Source organism: Sphingomonas chlorellae (assembly GCF_056485145.1).
In genome coordinates, this window is sequence record NZ_JBQXXM010000001.1 from 504,719 (window position 1) to 522,190 (window position 17,472).

Sequence of the window (17,472 nt, forward strand, 5' to 3'; positions counted from 1 at the left end):
TCGCCTCATGGGGGGAAATCATGTCGCCCGTTCGCACCTTGATCGCCACGCTCGCGCTGGCAGCCGCACCCGGTCTCGCGCTGCCCGCGGGCGCACAGTCTGCGGCCCCGCCCGCCGCCGCGCCGCCCGCCGCCGATGCGCCGCTCCGCCCCGACCAGGCCGCCTTTTTCGACCTGTATCGCGAGCTTGTCGAAACCAACACGGTCGTCAATGTCGGCAGTTGCACGCGCGCCGCGCAGCAACTCGCCGCGCGGATGAAGGCCGCCGGCTTCACCGACGATCAGCTCACGCTGTTCGCCACGCCCGACCATCCGCAGGACGGCGGGCTGGTCGCGGTCTATCCCGGCACCGCGCGCAAGGCGAAGCCGATCCTGCTGCTCGCGCATCTCGACGTCGTCGCCGCCAGGCGTGAGGACTGGACGCGCGATCCGTTCCGGCTCGTCGAGGAGAACGGCTATTATTACGGCCGCGGCACCGTCGACGACAAGGCGATGGCCGCGGTCTGGACCGATGCGCTCATCCGCTTCCGCCAGTCGGGGTACAAGCCGCGGCGCACGGTCAAGCTCGCGCTCACCTGCGGCGAGGAAACGACCTGGGCGTTCAACGGCGCCGAATGGCTCGCCGCCAACCGGCGCGACCTGATCGACGCCGAATTCGCGCTCAACGAGGGCGGCGGCGGCAAGTCCGACGGCCATGGCAAGCTGCTCGTCCAGAGCATGCAGGTCGGCGAAAAGGGCGTGCAGAATTTCCGCATCGAAACCACCAATCCGGGCGGGCACAGCTCGATCCCGGTGCCCGAAAACGCGATCTACCAGCTCGCCGACGCGCTCGTGCGGATCCGCGCCTATGACTTCCCGCTCGAACTGTCCGACACGACGCGCGCCTATTTCCTGACGGCGGGCGCCGCGCGCAAGGACGCGATGGGCAAGGCGATGGTGGCGATCGCGGTCGATCCCGGCGACAAGGCGGCGGAGGCGCTGCTCAACACCGATCGCACCTATCATTCGATGCTGCGCACCACCTGCGTCGCGACGCTGGTCGAGGGCGGCCATGCCAACAACGCGCTGCCGCAACGCGCCGCCGCCAACATCAACTGCCGCATCTTTCCCGGCCACGGCACCGAAGAGGTGCGCGCCGCGCTCGCCGCGGCGATCGGCGATGCGCGCGTGACGATCACGCCGGTGCCGCCGCTGCGCCCGATCGCGCGCCCTCCCGCGCTCGACCGGCGCATCATCGGTCCCGCCGAAAAGCTCGTCGCGCGCTATTTCCCCGGCGTCCCGCTCGTCCCCACCATGTCGACGGGGGCGACCGACGCGGTGTTCCTCGGCGCGGTCGGCATCCCCACCTATGGCGTGCCGGGGCCGTGGGGCGATCCCGACGGCAACGGCGTCCACGGCCTCAACGAACGCATCGAAAAGCGCTCGCTCTATGTCGGGCGCGACTATCTGTTCGATCTGGTCAAGGCCTATGCCGATCAGGAATGACGCGGCGGGCCGGGCCGGGGGCCGGGCCGGGAGCCGGGCCGGCGCCAGGGGCCGGGGCAGGGGTCAGTCGCGGCTGACCCTGCCCTCGGCGACGCGATAGCGCGTCGCGCCCGCCGGCACCGCGTCGAACAGTGCGGGCTCGGTCCCGGTCATCCACACCTGGCCGTGCCCCGCCAGCCGCTCGAACAGCGCGGCGCGGCGGCCGGGGTCGAGATGCGCGGCCACCTCGTCGAGCAACAGGATCGGCGCGCGCCCGGCGCGGCTGCGCACCAGCTCGGCATGGGCGAGCACGATCCCCAGCAACAGCGCCTTCTGCTCGCCCGTCGAACACAGGTGCGCGGGCTGCTGCTTGTCGAGGTGCATCACCTTCAGGTCGGCGCGATGCGGCCCGGTCAGCGTGCGTCCCGCCGCGGCATCGCGCCGCCGCCCGGCGCGCAGCGCGGCGGCCAGCGCGGCGGCGTCGCCCGTGCCCGCGTCGCCCGTGCCTGCGCCGTCCCCGCTGCCGTCGGCGATCGTCAGCGCGGCGCGCGCGAACGGCCCTTGCGGCTGCTCGGCCAGCCGGGCGTCGAGCGCGCGCACCGCGTCGCGCCGGGCGGCGTCGATCGCGGCGCCATGTTCGGCCATCCGCGCCTCGATCGCGTCGAGCCAGCGCGGATCGGGCGCGCGCGCGGTGTCGGTCAACAGCCGGTTGCGCTCGCGCATCGCCGCCTCGTACCGCGTCGCCTCGTGCGCATGGCCGGGTGCCAGGGCCAGCGTCAGCCGGTCGAGGAAGCGGCGGCGCCCGCCCGGCGCCTCGAGGAACAGCCGGTCCATCGCCGGTGTCAGCCACAGCACGCCCAGCCATTGCGCCAGGCTGGTCGCGGCGGCGGTGGCGCCGTTGACGCGGACGATCCGCCGTTCGGGCGCATCGGGGCGCGTGCCGGTGCCGATCTCGGCGGGGTCGATCGTCGCGGCGATGCCGAAACCGCCGCTGCCGCCCTGCCGCGCCATCTCGCCCAGCGGCGCGCCGCGCAGCCCGCGGCCGGGGGCGAGCAGCGACAGCGCCTCCAGGATGTTGGTCTTGCCCGCGCCGTTCTCGCCGGTCAGCACGACGAATTCGCCCCCCGGCGCCAGCACGGCGTCGGCATGGTTGCGGAAATCGGTCAGGACCAGGCGGGAAACGGCCATCGGCTCCCCCTTAGAGGGGTTTGGCGGGCGGTGGAATCACTTCGCCCGCGCAAATCGCGCGACGACGCGACGGTGCGGCGGCTGCCAGCCCCTTGCGGACCCGCGGCGCTTCGCCGATGGAGGCGGCTGGAAGGAGATACCATGTTCCGCACCTCTCTGGCCGCCGCGGCGGCCCTGCTCCTTGCGGCCTGCTCGACCGGCCCCAAGGACATGACTGCCCAATATTCGCTCGGCCAGGATGCGACGCTCACCGCCAAGGTCGCCGCCAACGGCGACGGCCGCCTCGACCAGGGCGATCAGGTGATGATCCGCAAGGGCGGCAAGGACTATGTCGTGCTGACCGACAGCCAGGGCCGCTTCGCCGCGACCGTCGACGATTTCGTCGGCACGATGGGCGAGATGATGCGCGAGGCGGGCGTGCCGCAGGTGGCGCCGGCCGGCCAGCCCGAATTCGACCTCGTCCGCCAGGGCGACGAGACCGTCGCCGAAAAGAAGGGCGAGCTGTGGAAGGTCCGCGCCAAGCCGGTGGCGGGCAAGCCCGGTCCGGCGATCAACGAGATCGAGGTCGTCGTCTCGACCGACCCGGCCTATGCCAACCTCGCCGCGGTGATGCGGCTCCAATCGAAGCTGTCGCTCGCGATCGAGGCGCAGCGCGGCGGCGCCAGCCCGCTCGCCAAGCGCATCGACGAGGTGCTCGGCAAGGGGCTCGTGCTGCGTTTCGGCGACCAGCTCAAGCTCAAGTCGCTGACGCAGGCGCCGATCGACGCGGGCGATTTCGCGCTTCCCGCCGTGGTCGATCGGGCCGCGCTCAAGGCGCGCCTCGTCGCCGAACGCCAGCGTCAGCAGGCCGCGGCCGCGCAGATGATGGAACAGATGCGCAAGCAGCAGGGCAAGGGCGGCAAGGCCGGCCCCGACGCCCCCGGCGCCATGCCCGCGCCCGGCGGCGCCCCGGCTCCGGCCGCTCCCGCGCCTGCCGCACCGGCGGCACCCGCGCCCGCGCGCTGATCCCCGCCGCCGCGCCTGCCGACCCGGCGGGCGCGGCGCAGGACAACGCCCACCCCACGCGCCGCCGCACCCTGCGGCCCCGTTTGCGGCCCCCGCTGCCGATCCGGCTTGTCTGCTTCGATTTCCGGCCCTGCCACAGCCCGCGACGCCGTCCCGGCGCTGCCCCGCACGCCGCCGCGCCCTACGGCCCCGCTGCCGGCCCCCGCTGCCGACCACGCTTTCCCGCCTCAATCTCGGCCCTGCCGCAGCCTGCGAGGCCGTGCCGGCGCTGCCCCGCACGGCGCCGCCCTTGGGCTCGGCTGCCGACGGCCGCTGCCGACCACGCGTGTCCGCCTCGATCTCCGCCCTGCCGCAGCCTGCGCCGCCGTCCCGGCGCTGCCCCGCGTGCCGCCACACCCTTGGGCTCCGCTGCGGTCCGCCGCTGCCGACGCGCTTGTCCGCGTCGATCTCCGCCCTGCCGCAGCATGCCACGCCGCTCCGGCGCTGCCCCGCAGCCCACCGCGCCCTTCCGCGCCGCTGCCGACCACGCCTGTCCGCCTCGATCGCCGCCCTGTCGCAGCCCGCGAGGCCGTCCGGGCGCTGCCCCGTACGCCGCCGGCCCCTTGGGCTCGGCTGCCGACCGCCGCTGCCGACCACGCCTATCCGCCTCGATTTCCGGTCCTGCCGCAGCCCGCGACGCCGTCCCGGCGCTGCCCCGCACGCCGCCCCCTTGGGCTCGGCTGCCGACGGCCGCTGCCGACCACGCCTGTCCGCCTCGATCTCCGCCCTGCCACGGCCCGCGACGCCGTCCCGGCGCTGTCCCGCACGCCGCCGCACCCTGCGGCGCCGCTGCCGGCACCGCTGCCGACGCGCTTGTCCGTTTCGATCTCGGGCGCTGCCGCAGTCCGCGACGCCGTTCCGGCGCTGCCCCGCACGCCGCCGCCCCCTTGGGCTCGGCTGCCGACCGCCGCTGCCGACCACGCCTGTCCGCCTCGATCGCCGCCCTGCCACGGCCCGCGACGCCGTCCTGGCGCTGTCCCGCACGCCGCCGCACCCTGCGGCGCCGCTGCCGGCACCCGCTGCCGACGCGCTTGTCCGCCTCGATTTCCTGCCCTGCCACGGCCCGCGAGGCCGTCCCGGCGCTGCCCCGCACGCCGCCGCCCCCTTGGGCTCGCTGCCGACCGCCGCTGCCGACCACGCCTGTCCGCCTCGATCGCCGCCCTGTCGCAGCCCGCGAGGCCGTCCGGGCGCTGCCCCGCACGCCGCCGATCCTGCGGCCTCGCTTGCGGCGCCTGCCGCCGGCTACGCTTTCCCGCCTCGATTTCCGGCCCTGCCGCCGCCCGCGAGGCCGTCCCGGTGCTGCCCCGCCGCCGCCGCACCCTTGGGCTCCGCTGCCGGCCGCCGCTGCCGACGCGCTTGTCCGCATCGATCTCCGGCGCTGCCGCAGCCTGCGACGCCGTCCCGGCGCTGCCCCGCGTGCCTCCACACCCTTGGGCTCGGCTGCCGACCGCCGCCGCCGACCTCGCTTTTCCGCCGCCATCTCCGGCGTTGCCGCAGGTTGCGATGCCGTTCGGGACTTTGCCGCAGCTTGCGGCACTGCGCCGCCCGGGAGCGCCGCGCCGGAATGTCGCCGGGCACGCCGCCTGCCGGTCGCGTGCCGCGCCGGGGATCGTTCGCGCTGCCGGATGCCGCAGCGCGGGGCAGTCAGATCCCCTGGATGCCCAGTTCGGCCAGTTGCGCCTGCGCGATCCGGTATCGCACCGGCTCGCCGATGCGCAGCCGCGCGCGCGCCGCCGCGATCGGCTCGGCGAACAGCGCCTCGTAATCCTCGCCGTGCAGCCATGCCGCGCGCCGTCCCAGCCGATAGCCCTCGGCGACTGCGCGCGCGAAGGCGAGGCTGCGCGTGATGCGGATGCTCTTCAGCGCCGCCGCGAGGCCGATCGCCGCCCAGCCGAGCCCGCGCGTCTGCGCATAGGAAAAGGCGACCAGGCACGCCTCGCCCAGATGCTCGTTGGCGCGATAGCCGGTCAGGATGTGCCACACATCGTGGATGTCGCGCTCGCGGCGGCCCATCCAGGCATAGGGATGGGGCTCGTTGAGGTTGCGGTCGGCATTGGCGTTCAGGCTCACCTCGGCCAGCCCCGCCGCCGAATAGCCCGTCGACGCCAGGAAATCGCGATAGGCCGCGCCCACCGTGCCGGGGGCGAAGCGGCCGATGAACTCGGGATCGGAAAAGCGCTCGACCAGCTCGACGCGGCGATAGGCGATCGCGCCGCCGCCGGGCGTCTCGATCAGGCGGCGATAGTTGCGCGCGCCGACATCGGCGTTGAGCGCGCGCATGATCTTGAACACCTGTTCGGTGTCGTCGCCATTGGCGAGCAACCGCCGCAGCGCGCGTGCCGCGCCGCGCCAGTCGCGCCTGCGCTCGACGCCGGGGATGTGATCGTCGTCGGCCGGCACGGTGGTGCCGCCGGGGATGCGGCCCGCGGCGATGCTGCCGTCGGGGTTGATGCGAGAAGCCATGTCAGCCACCCTTGCTCCACTGCCTCATTAAGAGGTCAGGCGACGTGTTTACACGAGTGTCAGCGGAAAGGCGAGTCGGCGATGGCAACGGGGCGGGGCGGGTTTGGCGTGGTCGGCGCGCGGCGGGCGGCGGGCGGCGCGGCGCTTGCGCTCGCCTTGCTGCTCGCCGGGTGCGGCGGGTCCGATCCGGCATCGGCGCCGGCTGCGGCGGACGCGGGGGCGGGCAACGATGCGGGCAGTGCTGCGGGCAATGTTGCGGGCAATGTCTCCGGCGACGCTGCGGCGCCCGCGGCGGGGGCGCGCTCGTCGACCCTGCGGCGCGATTCGCGGGTGCTCGAACGGCCGGCGCGGTCGCCGGTCCCGGCCGATCGGGGCAACGCGGCGCGCGACTGACCGCGTCGGCGCGTCAGGAAAAGGCGCATGGATTCTGCGGGTCGAAATTTTCGCGCGAACGGCGGGATCGGTGCGGCGAACGGCGTCTTTTGCGCGTGAACGACGGGATTTTGCGGGAAAATGCGGCGTTCGGCACGCCATTGGGGCCGGTTTTCGGCCGGAATGGCGGACCAGGCGGCGGTTGAGGGAGAGCGACCGCCTGGTCCGCCCTCGCAGGAGCGACCCGACGAGGTAGGCCTTCTTGTGCCTCGCCGCGCCCGGTCTGGAAATTAGGGGGATGCGCCTAAGGGGCCGTCCCTAGGGGATGGAAACGGCGCAAATCCGCGGTTTCCGCGTGGGCGGGACGGGGCGGCGCGCGCCCCGTCCGGCGCCTCACACGCGCATCGGCATCAGCACGTAGAGCGCGGGCGACTTGTCGTTCTCGCGGATCAGCGTCGGCGCGGCGGCATCGGCGAGGTGAACCTCGACCATATCGCCCTCGATCTGCCCCAGAATGTCCATCAGATAGCGGCTGTTGAAGCCGATCTCGAACGGCATCGCATTGTAATCGCCCGGAACTTCCTCGGCGGCGGTGCCGTTCTCGGGGCTGGTGACCGACAGCGTCACCTTGTCGCGATCGACCCCCATCTTGACCGCGCGGGTCTTTTCGGTGGCGATCGTCGACACGCGATCGACCCCCTGCATGAACGCGCGCGGGTCGAGCTTGAGCAGCTTGTCGTTCGCGGTCGGGATCACGCGGCTATAGTCGGGGAAGGTGCCGTCGATCAGCTTCGACGTCAGGATCGCCTGGCCCAGGTCGAAGCGGATCTTCGAATTGGACAGCGACACGCCGATCGAACCGTCGACTTCGTCGAGCAGCTTGCGCAGCTCCGCCACGCATTTGCGCGGAACGATCACGCCCGGCATCGAATCGGCGCCGTCGGGCCGCGGCACGGTAACGCGCGCCAGCCGGTGCCCGTCGGTCGCAGCAGCACGCAGCAGCGGCACGGCATCGTCGGTGACGTGCAGGAAGATGCCGTTCAGATAATAGCGCGTTTCCTCGGTCGAGATCGCGAAGCGCGTCTTGTCGATGATCTGCTTGAGCGTTTCCGCCGGCAGTTCGAACACCGTCGGCAGCTCGCCCTCGGCGATCATCGGGAAATCGTCGCGCGGCAGCGTCGCCAGCGTGAACTTTGCACGGCCGGCATTGACGATAATCCGCCCGTCCGCAGCCGAAAGCGCGACCTGCGCGCCCTCGGGCAGCTTGCGGACGATGTCGAACAAGGTGTGCGCGGGCACGGTGATCGCGCCCGGCTGGTCCACCGCCGCCGGAATCGTCTCGTCGATCTGGAGGTCCAGATCGGTCGCCATCAGCCGCAACGCGCCCGAAGCCTGCGCCTCGATGAGGACGTTGGACAGGATCGGGATCGTGTTGCGCCGCTCGACCACGGACTGAACGTGGCTCAAGCCCCTCAACAGAGTTGCGCGTTCGATCGTCGCCTTCATGTGTATCAAACCCCCGGGCCGCCGCCCATTTTCCACCAAGCACGTGCGGCCGGTGGCAGTTCGCCGTTCTCCATCCTTAACGCGAAAAAGGGCCGGGGCAAGCGCCCCGACCCCTTCTTCCACACCAAAAATGGTGCAGCGGCCGCTTCAGAAGCGATAGCCGACGCCCGCCAGCACCTGATGGCGGTCGATCTTGCCGTAGTTGCCGTCGAGATGGCCATAGTCCGAATAGCGATATTCGGCCTTCACATAGGCCTTCGGGTTGAGCTTCACCTCGACGCCCGCACCGACGCGATAGCCGTCGAGATTCTCGCCGTCCTCGACCGTCGTGGTGCCGGCGGTGTAGCGCGTGTTGACGCGGGCGTTGGTGTAGCCCGCCTTGGCATAGAGCAGCGTCGACGGTGCCACGACCGCACCGACGCGGCCGCCGATGTAGAAATCGCGGCCCGCCTTGGTACGGACCGAATCGCCGGCGACGAGCACGTCGTTGGCGGTGGTGCGCGTGGTCGCGCCGGTCACTTCGCCGTCGATGCCGAACACGGCACGACCGGCCTGATAGTCGTAACCGATCGCGCCGCCGTACAGGAAGCCGTCCTTCGAACCGCTGGCGCCGTCGGCATGGACCCGGCTCGAGTCGAGACCGGCGACCACCTCGGCGCGCGGCCCGCTGAAGTCCTGCGCAAAGGCAGGCGCGGCGATCGCGCTCGAAGCGGCGAGGGCGGTGAGGATAACAAGCTTACGCATAACAACTCCTTGGTAACAGGCGAACCCCGTGGGGCCGCTGGGGCTTAAGTAGGCGGGGAAGCCGTTCGCTGCATGAACCCCCGATAAACAGCGATTTGCGTGGTATTTTTGCAACATTTCGGGTTGCCTGCCGCATCGTGCTGTCAGCTCGGGATCGCAGCGCCGCTCCTTTCTTCTCCTCGCCCGATCCGGCCCGGTTCCGGGGCCGGCGCCTTGTTGTCGTGTCGCGCCTGTTCGTTTCCTGAACGAAACGGGGCAACATCTTGGCGTTGCCCGAAATCGGCCCGAAATGTCGCGGGGGCGCGGGCGATTTGCGGTTGCGCCATGCCGCCCGAGTTGGAAGGAACCGTCGGGGAGGAACGGCATGACGACCATCGGGCGACGTACCGAACGCCGGGGACGCGACTTTATCGCGCGGCATGGCGAGACGGTGTTCAACGCGGCGCACCGGATGCAGGGCGATGCGCTCCATACGCCGCTGACGCGCGCGGGATTTGCCCAGGCCGACGCGATGGGCCGCGCGCTTCGTGCGCTGCTGGGGCCTGCGCCGCGCCTGACCCTCTGGGCATCGAGCGCAGGCCGGGCGCTGCAGACGCTCGCGATCATCGCCGAGCATCTGGAACTCGACTGGCACGCGGCGCGGCGCGACGACCGGCTCGTCGAGATCGGCCTCGGTGAATGGAGCGGGCGCCGCTATGCCGAGGTCGCGGCCGAGCGGGGCGACTTCGTCGATCCGGTGCATCGGCTCTATCGGTTCGCGCCGCCGGGCGGCGAATGGTATGACGCCGTCGCGCGTCGCGTTTCGGGATGGCTCGACGATACCGACGGCGATGGGGGCGACCGCCTGATCGTGATGCATGGCATGTCGAGCCGCGTGCTGCGTGGAATCATGACCGGCGCCGAGATTCTCCCGGGGTTCGACGCGCCTGTCGCGCCCGAACTGCCGCAGGGGTCGATCGCCTGCATCGCCGACGGCATCGAAACGGTCGTCCATCGCGGCACCGGCACGGGAGGCGCTGCGGCATGATGCACGCAATAACGGCGATGACGTTGGGGCTGCTCGCGCCGCACACGCCGCTCGGCGTCTATGGTGACTGGGGCGCATTTCGCGACACGCAGCCGCTACGCTGCTTCGCCATCGCGCGTCCCGTCGAGCGCCCGGCAGCCGATGCCGGTGCCTTTGCCAGCATCGCCACCTGGCCCGGGGCGGGCGCGCGCAACCAGGTGCATCTTCGGCTCAGCCGCAGCAGGGCGCCCAATGCCGCGGTGACGCTGTCGATCGGGGATCGCCGCTTTGCGCTGATGGCGGGTGCCAGCGATGCCTGGGCGCCCGACGCGCGCACCGACGCGGCGATCGTCGCCGCACTGCGCGGCGCACGCAGCATGAGCGTCGAGACGCTGGGTCGCGACGGCGCGCCCTTTGCCGACAGCTATCGGCTGCAAGGCGCCGCAACGGCGGTCGACGCGGCGGTGCTCGGCTGCCTGCCGCGCTGAGTGCGCCACCCATAAAATGCGCCGCCCATAAAAAACGCGGCGAGCCGGCGTTCCGGCCCGCCGCGCAGGCGACCCGAGGCGGGCCGTATCAGCGGGTGGGGGTCGTCGATGCCTGCGCCTGGCGCTTGGCGACGCCGGCATCCTGGATGCGCTTGTTGAGCATCGGGTCGGCCTGCATTCCCTGCGCGATCGCGTTGAACCGCGTGGCGGGAAGGCCGCTTGCCTCGATTGCCTGAACCATCCGGTTGTTCTTGTCGGCGGCCGGGATCGTGGTGTCGGTGTTGATCTTCTCGACCGCGAGCGCGGCGTTGACGAACTGCGACACCTCGGCGTCGGTCACGGTCGCCGAACTGACGGGTGCGTCGGTCGCGGCGGCGCTTGGCGCGGCCGAAGGCGTCGCCTGCGCTGCCGAGCCGGCAGGTGCCGACTGGGACGGCGGCGTCGTCTGACCGCCGGGGGCGGGTGCGGTCTGGGCGGTCGCCGCGGGCACAAACGCCAGCGCGGCGCCGATCATCAGAAAGGAACGTGCAATGGTCATACGCTACTCCGGTTACACATTGCCGGGAACGTCGGCGCGGTCGATACGGGTCCGTCGGGTGCGGTGCGACGTGCCGGGTCCGGGATCAGTGGGCGGACGGCATGGCGACGACGGCATCCGATGCCGGTGACGACCGCTAGTGGCAATCGGCGGCGACTTGCCCTATATGCGGCGGATGCAGACAGCTTCGGCCGCGCCCATGCCCATTCCCGGGCACATCGACCCTGTGCCCGTCCCCCGTGTCCTCGCGGCGCGCGAGGACGGCCGACTCGACCTGGTCGGGCTTTCGCGCGACGAGATTCGCGCCGCGCTCGCCGACGCCGGGATGGAGCCCAAACAGGCCAAGCTCCGCGCCAAGCAGCTGTGGCACTGGATCTACAATCGCGGCGCCACCGAATTCAGCGCGATGACCGATATCGCCAAGGCGCAGCATCCCTGGCTTGCCGAACGGTTCGTGATTGCCCGCCCCGATGTCGTCGAGGCGCAGGTCTCGAACGACGGCACGCGCAAGTGGCTGCTGCGCTCGCCCGACGGGCAGGATTACGAGATGGTGTTCATCCCCGATGCCGATCGGGGAACGCTGTGCGTCTCCAGCCAGGTGGGCTGCACGCTCAACTGCCGCTTCTGCCACACCGGAACGATGCGGCTGGTGCGCAACCTGACCGCCGGCGAAATCGTCGGGCAGGTGATGCTGGCGCGCGACGCGCTCGGCGAATGGCCCAGCCAGCCCGAAGGGCGACTGCTCACCAACATCGTGATGATGGGGATGGGCGAGCCGCTCTATAATTTCGACAATGTCCGCGACGCGCTGAAGGTCGTGATGGACGGCGACGGGCTGGCCCTTTCGAAGCGGCGCATCACCCTGTCGACCTCGGGCGTGGTGCCGATGATGGCGCGCGCCGGCGAGGAGATCGGCGTCAACCTGGCCGTCTCGCTCCACGCCGTCACCAAGGACGTGCGTGACGAGATCGTGCCGCTCAACAAGAAATACGGGATCGAGCAGCTGTTGCAGGCGTGCGCCGACTATCCCGGCGCGAACAATGCGCGGCGCATCACGTTCGAATATGTGATGCTCAAGGACAAGAACGACCGCGACGAGGATGCGCGCGAACTGGTCCGCCTGCTGCGCAAGTACCGGCTGCCCGCGAAGGTCAACCTGATCCCGTTCAACCCGTGGCCGGGCGCGCCCTATGCGTGTTCGACGCCCGAGCGCATCAAGGCGTTTTCGAACATCGTGTTCGAAGCGGGGATCTCGGCGCCGGTGCGCACCCCGCGCGGGCGCGACATCGACGCCGCGTGCGGCCAGCTCAAGACCGCGGCGGAAAAGAAGAGCCGTGCCGAACTCGACCGGCTGGCGGCAGAAAAGCAGGCCGCGCTCGGCTGAACCGCCCGGTCCCGGTTCACCCGGGGCGCGCCATCGCGAAGCGGGCTACTTCGTCGATCTCGAAATAGTCGGCGGGGCCGCCGCCGCGCAGGATCGGGTGTGCCCGCGCGGTCTGATAGACGCCGTCGGCCAGCATCGACCGGTCGATGTGGACGCCCACCACCTCGCCCAGCACGAGCCAGGTGTCGAGCGGCGCTCCCGATTGTCCCTCCAGCCGGATGAGCTGGGTCAGCCGGCATTCGAACTGCGCCGGGCTTTCGGCAACCCGGTCGGGCCGGACGAGGCGAGCGGGCGCGGTTGCGATACCGGCGAGCCTGAACTCGTCGACCTCGGGGGCGACGGTGGCGGCGGAGGCATTCATCGCCTCTGCCAGCGGTCGGGTCGCCAGGTTCCACACGAACTCGCGCGTCTCCGCGATGTTGGCGATGCTGTCCTTCCAGCCGATCGAGGCGAAGCCCAGGATCGGGGGACGATAGTTGAACAGGTTGAAAAAGCTGTAGGGGGCGAGATTGCGCACCCCCGCCGCGCTGACCGTGCTGATCCAGCCGATCGGTCGCGGCGCCACGATGGCGTTGAGCGGGTCATGCGCAAGGCCGTGGCCCTGCGCGGGTTCATAGAAATGTTCGTCGCGCATATCCGCCGCGGATGTCGGGCGCCGCCGCCCGGTTCGCAACCCCGGGGCGATTTTGGTTGCGCAGCGCAGCATGGCGCCGCATCATGCAGGCCCGGGGGCGGGACAGACAAGCTACGGAAACCGAATGGCTTTGCTCGACCGTTTTTTCGCGCGCGCGATCCGTCGCGGGCAGTTGACCGTAATCTACAAGGACGGCACCACCAGCCGGTTCGGCAATCCCGACCCGGCGCTCAAGCCGGTGACGATCCGACTGGGCCGCGGCGTGGCGCGCGCGATCCTGCGCGACCCGTCGCTGGGCGCGGCCGAGAGTTTCATGGACGGGCGGCTGACGATCGAGCAGGGCGATATCCTCGACCTGCTGATGCTCGTCACCGGCAACAACCGCTGGGAGGACGCGACCGGCGGCCTCGATCCGTCGCCGCTTGCGCGACTGGCGCTCGGCATCGCGCATCGCATCGGCCGCTACAACATGGTGCGTCGATCGCGCCGCAACGTCGCGCACCACTATGACCTGTCGGCGCGGCTCTACGACCTCTTCCTCGATGCCGACCGCCAGTATAGCTGTGCCTATTACACCGATCCGGCGAACAGCCTGGAGCAGGCGCAGGCCGACAAGAAGGCGCATATCGTCGCCAAGCTGGCGATCGAGCCGGGGATGAAGGTGCTCGACATCGGCTGCGGCTGGGGCGGGATGGCGCTGTACATCCACGAGCGGACCGGCGCCGACGTGTTGGGCATCACGCTGTCCGAGGAACAGCTCAAGATCGCGCGCGAACGCGCGGCGCGTGCGGGCGTCGCCGATCGGGTGCGGTTCGAACTGATCGACTATCGCCATGTCGAGGGCAGCTTCGACCGCATCGTGTCGGTGGGCATGTTCGAGCATGTCGGAACGCCGCATTACCGCACCTTTTTCCGCAAGGTGCGCGAGCTGCTGACGCCCGAGGGCGTGATGTTGCTGCACACGATCGGGCGGGCGGGCGGGCCGGGCGTCACCGACGCCTTCACCGCCAAATATATCTTTCCCGGCGGCTATATCCCGGCGCTGTCGGAGATCGCGCGCGGCTACGAGGGGCTGCGCATGTTCCCGACCGATATCGAGGTGCTGCGGCTCCATTACGCGCATACGCTCAAGGCGTGGTACGATCGCACCGTCGCCGCGCATGAGGCGATCGCGGCGTTGTACGACGAACGCTTCTTCCGGATGTGGACCTTCTATCTGGCGGGCTGTTACGTCAGCTTCCTCAACGGCGGACTGGTCAACTACCAGCTTCAGATGTCGCGTTCGCGCACGGCGCTGCCGATTACGCGCGACTATATGCTGGCCGCCGAGGCGCAGCTTCGCGAGGGCACGCTCGCCCGCGCGGCCGAATAGCGAAGGGGGCGGGCGCCGCGGCCGGACCGCAAGGCGCCTGTCCCGCGCTTCGGGACAACGCGATGGTTGCGCGCGCGTTCCCGCGGTCCTAGACGGCGCAGCGTTTCCATCCTGCTGCTGCACCATCTTTGGAGTCGCCTACCCATGTCCGATTCGATCAATCGCGTTGTCCTCGCCTATTCGGGCGGGCTCGACACCAGCGTGATCCTGAAGTGGCTGCAGCAGGAATATCGATGCGAGGTGGTGACTTTCACCGCCGATCTCGGCCAGGGCGAGGAACTCGAGCCTGCGCGCAAGAAGGCCGAGATGATGGGCGTGAAGCCCGAGCACATCTTCATCGACGACCTGCGCGAGGAATTCGTCCGCGATTTCGTGTTCCCGATGATGCGCGCGAATGCGCAGTATGAAGGGCTGTACCTGCTCGGCACGTCGATCGCGCGGCCGCTGATCGCCAAGCGCCAGATCGAGATCGCCAAGCTCGTCAACGCCGACGCCGTCAGCCATGGCGCGACCGGCAAGGGCAACGACCAGGTGCGTTTCGAACTGGGCTATTACGCGCTCAACCCCGACATCAAGGTGATCGCGCCGTGGCGCGAATGGGATCTGACCAGCCGTACCAAGCTGATCGAATTCGCCGAAAAGCACCAGATTCCGGTCAGCAAGGACAAGCGCGGCGAGGCGCCGTTCTCGACCGACGCGAACCTTCTCCACACCTCGTCCGAGGGCAAGGTGCTCGAGGATCCGTGGGAGGAAGTGCCCGATTACGTCTTCTCGCGCACCGTCAATCCCGAGGATGCGCCCGACACGCCGCACATCGTCACGATCCATTTCGAAAAGGGCGACGCGGTCGCGATCGACGGCAATCCGCTGTCGCCCGCGACGCTGCTCGCGCACCTCAACGAGCTGGGCCGCGAGCACGGCATCGGCCGGCTCGACCTGGTCGAGAACCGCTTCGTCGGCATGAAGAGCCGCGGCATGTACGAGACGCCGGGCGGCACGATCCTGCACGCCGCGCACCGCGCGATCGAGCAGCTGACGCTCGACCGTGGCGCTGCGCACCTGAAGGAGGAGCTGATGCCGCGCTATGCCGAGCTGATCTATAACGGCTTCTGGTACAGCCCCGAGCGCGAGATGCTGCAGGCGGCGATCGATCACAGCCAGGCCAAGGTCAACGGCACGGTCCGGCTGAAGCTGTACAAGGGCGGCGTGCATGTGATCGGCCGCCAGTCGCCCGACAGCCTGTACAGCGAGAAGGTCGTCACCTTCGAGGACGATCAGGGCGCCTATGATCAGCGTGACGCGGCGGGCTTCATCAAGCTCAACGCGCTGCGCCTGCGCCTGCTCGGTCGCCGCGACCGCTGAATCCGCACGCATGGGCGGGGCGGCGGCGTCGCGACCCCGTCCATGCGCAAACCCGCTGAAAAGCGCGGTAAAGCGACGTTAACCATGCTCGGCTAGCGCAGGGCGATGGCTGCGCGCGCGCCCTTTCGATTCCGGCCTTATGGCGGCCTTGCGGCGGTGCTCGCGGCGGGGCTGGGGAGCGTCTGGGCGTGGCAGGACCGGGCGGCGCTGATGGCGTTGCGGCTGCCCGACACCGACGATGCCGCGCGGCTGCAGCAGGTGCGCGACTGGCTGGGCGGGCAGGCATTCGCCGACCTGAGCCAGCACCGGCTGGGCGCGCCGCCGGGGCTGGCGATGCACTGGAGCCGCGTCGCCGACCTGGCGCCCGCGGCGCTCAATGCCATGCTGAAACCCGCATTCGGCACCCCGATCGCCGAACGAATCGCCGTGATCGCGGTGCCGATCCTGCTGTTCGCGTGCGTTTTGCTGCTGATCGCGAGACTCGGATGGCGCACCGGTTCGTCGCCTACAACGACGATGCTCGTCGCGAGCCTCGCCTATCCCGCGACGACGATTTTCCTGCCCGGCCGGATCGACCATCACGGGTTGCAGATGCTGTTGCTGCTCGTCGCGGCGACGCCGGCGATCGCGCCGCCGCCCGGGCGCCGCGCCGCGCTGGGCGAGGGGATCGCGGCGGGGCTGGCGGGCGCGCTGTCGATCGCGATCGGGCTCGAGACCGCGCCGCTGCTCGCGCTGGCCGCAGCGATCGTCGCGTGGCGCTGGCTGCGGCAGGGGAGGGCGGCGGCGCCGCTGCTCGCCGGACAGACGGTCGCGCTGGTGCTGGGGCTGACCGCCGCCGCCGCGCTGCTGCGTCCGCTCGCCTGGGACTATCCCGCCTGTGACGGTTTTACCGCGACCGCGTGGCGCGCGGCGATGCTGGGCGCGACCGGCGGACTGGCGCTCGCCGCCGTCGCGCTGGCGGGGGCGGGGCCACGGACGCGCGCGCTGGCGCTCGCCGCCGCGGGGATCGCCGTGCCGGCGCTGGTGATCGCCGTCGCGCCCGCGTGCCGCGATCCCTATGGCGCGGTCGACCCGGTGCTGGCGCGACAATGGCTGGCGCAGGTGGCCGAGGCGCAATCGGTGCGCACCGCACCCGCGACGAACGCGATCGGCTATCTGGGCCTTGCGATCGCCGGGCTCGCCGCAGCGGCCTGGGGCGCGATGCTGCCGCGTGATGCGGCCGGCGAAGCCCCGGACGCGGACGGTCTCGCGGCCCGGCGCGCGCTGGCGCTGCTGCTTGCCGGGGCGGTGCTGCTCGCGCTCGCGACGCTGCGGGGCGCCTATGCCGCCGCGCTGCTTGCCGCCCCTGCGCTCGCGGCGATGATCGACGCCGCACGGCGCCGCGGCTGGCCGCTCGTCCCCGCCTGGATCGCCTCGGCGGGAATCCTCTATCCGATCGCGGCGGCGGCGCTGATCCCCGCCGCGAGCCGCCGCGCCGCCGCCGACCCGGCGGGCGCCGCCGCCGCCGCGCGCGACTGTACCGATCCCGCGGCGCTCGCGCGGATCGCGGCGCTGCCGCCCGGCGTGCTCGTCGCGCCGATCGACCTCAGCGGCTTCGCGCTCGCCGCGACGCCGCACCGGCTGCTCGCCGGACCCTATCACCGCAACCGCGAGGGCAATCGCGCGATGTTCGACTTTTTCCAAGGCCCCGCCGCGCGTTCGGAGACGATCGCGCGCGCCTGGGGGATCGACTATGTCGCCTTCTGCCCCGGCGTGCCGGACGAGCCCCCGGCGCGCGCGCCCGGCGCGGCGTCGCCCGACACGCTGGCCGCCGCGCTGGACGCGGGCCGCCCGCCCGCCTGGCTCGCGCCGATCGACGCCGCGCGCAGCGGCCCGCGCCTCTATCGCATCGTGCGGAGCCGCTGACGC

The 17,472-nt window shown here is 71.0% G+C and carries 15 protein-coding genes; 9 read left to right on the forward strand and 6 right to left on the reverse strand.

Annotated features, from left to right (window positions below; translation table 11 throughout):
- The first annotated feature begins 20 nt into the window (after window positions 1-20).
- Window positions 21-1,484 carry a M20/M25/M40 family metallo-hydrolase gene (locus ACT3CF_RS02430; RefSeq protein WP_478420136.1) on the forward strand — a complete coding sequence of 488 codons (1,464 nt, stop codon included), beginning with the start codon at window positions 21-23 and terminating at the stop codon, window positions 1,482-1,484.
- 63 nt (window positions 1,485-1,547) lie between these two features.
- Here ACT3CF_RS02430 and recF read toward each other — a convergent pair whose 3' ends face one another.
- Entirely contained in the window at window positions 1,548-2,651 is a 1,104-nt protein-coding gene (gene recF / locus ACT3CF_RS02435; RefSeq protein ID WP_478420137.1) for a DNA replication/repair protein RecF, read from the reverse strand.
- Window positions 2,652-2,792: 141 nt separating this feature from the next.
- On the opposite strand from recF, the gene ACT3CF_RS02440 reads away from it, so the two are divergent.
- Window positions 2,793-3,656: a hypothetical protein gene (locus ACT3CF_RS02440; protein WP_478420138.1), complete on the forward strand. Its 864-nt coding sequence runs from the start codon at window positions 2,793-2,795 to the stop codon at window positions 3,654-3,656.
- 1,683 nt (window positions 3,657-5,339) lie between these two features.
- Here the strand turns inward: ACT3CF_RS02440 and ACT3CF_RS02445 are convergent.
- Window positions 5,340-6,158, reverse strand: coding sequence for a Coq4 family protein (locus ACT3CF_RS02445; protein ID WP_478420139.1), 819 nt, complete (start codon window positions 6,156-6,158; stop codon window positions 5,340-5,342).
- 81 nt (window positions 6,159-6,239) lie between these two features.
- On the opposite strand from ACT3CF_RS02445, the gene ACT3CF_RS02450 reads away from it, so the two are divergent.
- Window positions 6,240-6,551, forward strand: coding sequence for a hypothetical protein (locus ACT3CF_RS02450; RefSeq protein WP_478420140.1), 312 nt, complete (start codon window positions 6,240-6,242; stop codon window positions 6,549-6,551).
- A gap of 372 nt (window positions 6,552-6,923) precedes the next feature.
- Here ACT3CF_RS02450 and dnaN read toward each other — a convergent pair whose 3' ends face one another.
- Together dnaN and ACT3CF_RS02460 are read right to left on the reverse strand one after the other, a co-directional pair.
- Window positions 6,924-8,036 carry a DNA polymerase III subunit beta gene (dnaN, locus tag ACT3CF_RS02455; protein WP_478420141.1) on the reverse strand — a complete coding sequence of 371 codons (1,113 nt, stop codon included), beginning with the start codon at window positions 8,034-8,036 and terminating at the stop codon, window positions 6,924-6,926.
- A 147-nt stretch (window positions 8,037-8,183) separates the two neighbouring features.
- Window positions 8,184-8,780 (reverse strand): outer membrane protein, encoded by a 597-nt coding sequence (locus ACT3CF_RS02460; RefSeq protein WP_478420142.1) that lies wholly within the window; start codon window positions 8,778-8,780, stop codon window positions 8,184-8,186.
- Between the two features lie 364 nt (window positions 8,781-9,144).
- On the opposite strand from ACT3CF_RS02460, the gene ACT3CF_RS02465 reads away from it, so the two are divergent.
- Together ACT3CF_RS02465 and ACT3CF_RS02470 are read left to right on the forward strand one after the other, a co-directional pair.
- Window positions 9,145-9,807: a histidine phosphatase family protein gene (locus ACT3CF_RS02465; RefSeq protein ID WP_478420143.1), complete on the forward strand. Its 663-nt coding sequence runs from the start codon at window positions 9,145-9,147 to the stop codon at window positions 9,805-9,807.
- On the forward strand, window positions 9,807-10,274 hold the full coding sequence (locus ACT3CF_RS02470; protein WP_478421320.1) for a hypothetical protein: 468 nt from the start codon (window positions 9,807-9,809) through the stop codon (window positions 10,272-10,274). The genes ACT3CF_RS02465 and ACT3CF_RS02470 overlap by 1 nt, the downstream gene beginning before the upstream one ends.
- 88 nt (window positions 10,275-10,362) lie before the next feature.
- On the opposite strand, the gene ACT3CF_RS02475 is transcribed toward ACT3CF_RS02470, so the two are convergent.
- Entirely contained in the window at window positions 10,363-10,812 is a 450-nt protein-coding gene (locus tag ACT3CF_RS02475) for a DUF4168 domain-containing protein (protein WP_478420144.1), read from the reverse strand.
- Between the two features lie 199 nt (window positions 10,813-11,011).
- On the opposite strand from ACT3CF_RS02475, the gene rlmN reads away from it, so the two are divergent.
- Entirely contained in the window at window positions 11,012-12,196 is a 1,185-nt protein-coding gene (gene rlmN / locus ACT3CF_RS02480) for a dual-specificity RNA methyltransferase RlmN (RefSeq protein WP_478420145.1), read from the forward strand.
- A gap of 16 nt (window positions 12,197-12,212) precedes the next feature.
- On the opposite strand, the gene ACT3CF_RS02485 is transcribed toward rlmN, so the two are convergent.
- Entirely contained in the window at window positions 12,213-12,830 is a 618-nt protein-coding gene (locus tag ACT3CF_RS02485; protein ID WP_478420146.1) for a flavin reductase family protein, read from the reverse strand.
- 124 nt (window positions 12,831-12,954) lie between these two features.
- On the opposite strand from ACT3CF_RS02485, the gene ACT3CF_RS02490 reads away from it, so the two are divergent.
- From ACT3CF_RS02490 to ACT3CF_RS02500, 3 genes are all read left to right on the forward strand, one after another.
- Complete coding sequence (locus tag ACT3CF_RS02490; RefSeq protein WP_478420147.1) at window positions 12,955-14,202, forward strand: class I SAM-dependent methyltransferase; 1,248 nt, start codon at window positions 12,955-12,957, stop codon at window positions 14,200-14,202.
- Window positions 14,203-14,346: 144 nt separating this feature from the next.
- Window positions 14,347-15,564, forward strand: coding sequence for an argininosuccinate synthase (locus ACT3CF_RS02495; RefSeq protein WP_478420148.1), 1,218 nt, complete (start codon window positions 14,347-14,349; stop codon window positions 15,562-15,564).
- A 105-nt stretch (window positions 15,565-15,669) separates the two neighbouring features.
- Window positions 15,670-17,469: a hypothetical protein gene (locus tag ACT3CF_RS02500; protein WP_478420149.1), complete on the forward strand. Its 1,800-nt coding sequence runs from the start codon at window positions 15,670-15,672 to the stop codon at window positions 17,467-17,469.
- Window positions 17,470-17,472 lie beyond the last annotated feature (3 nt).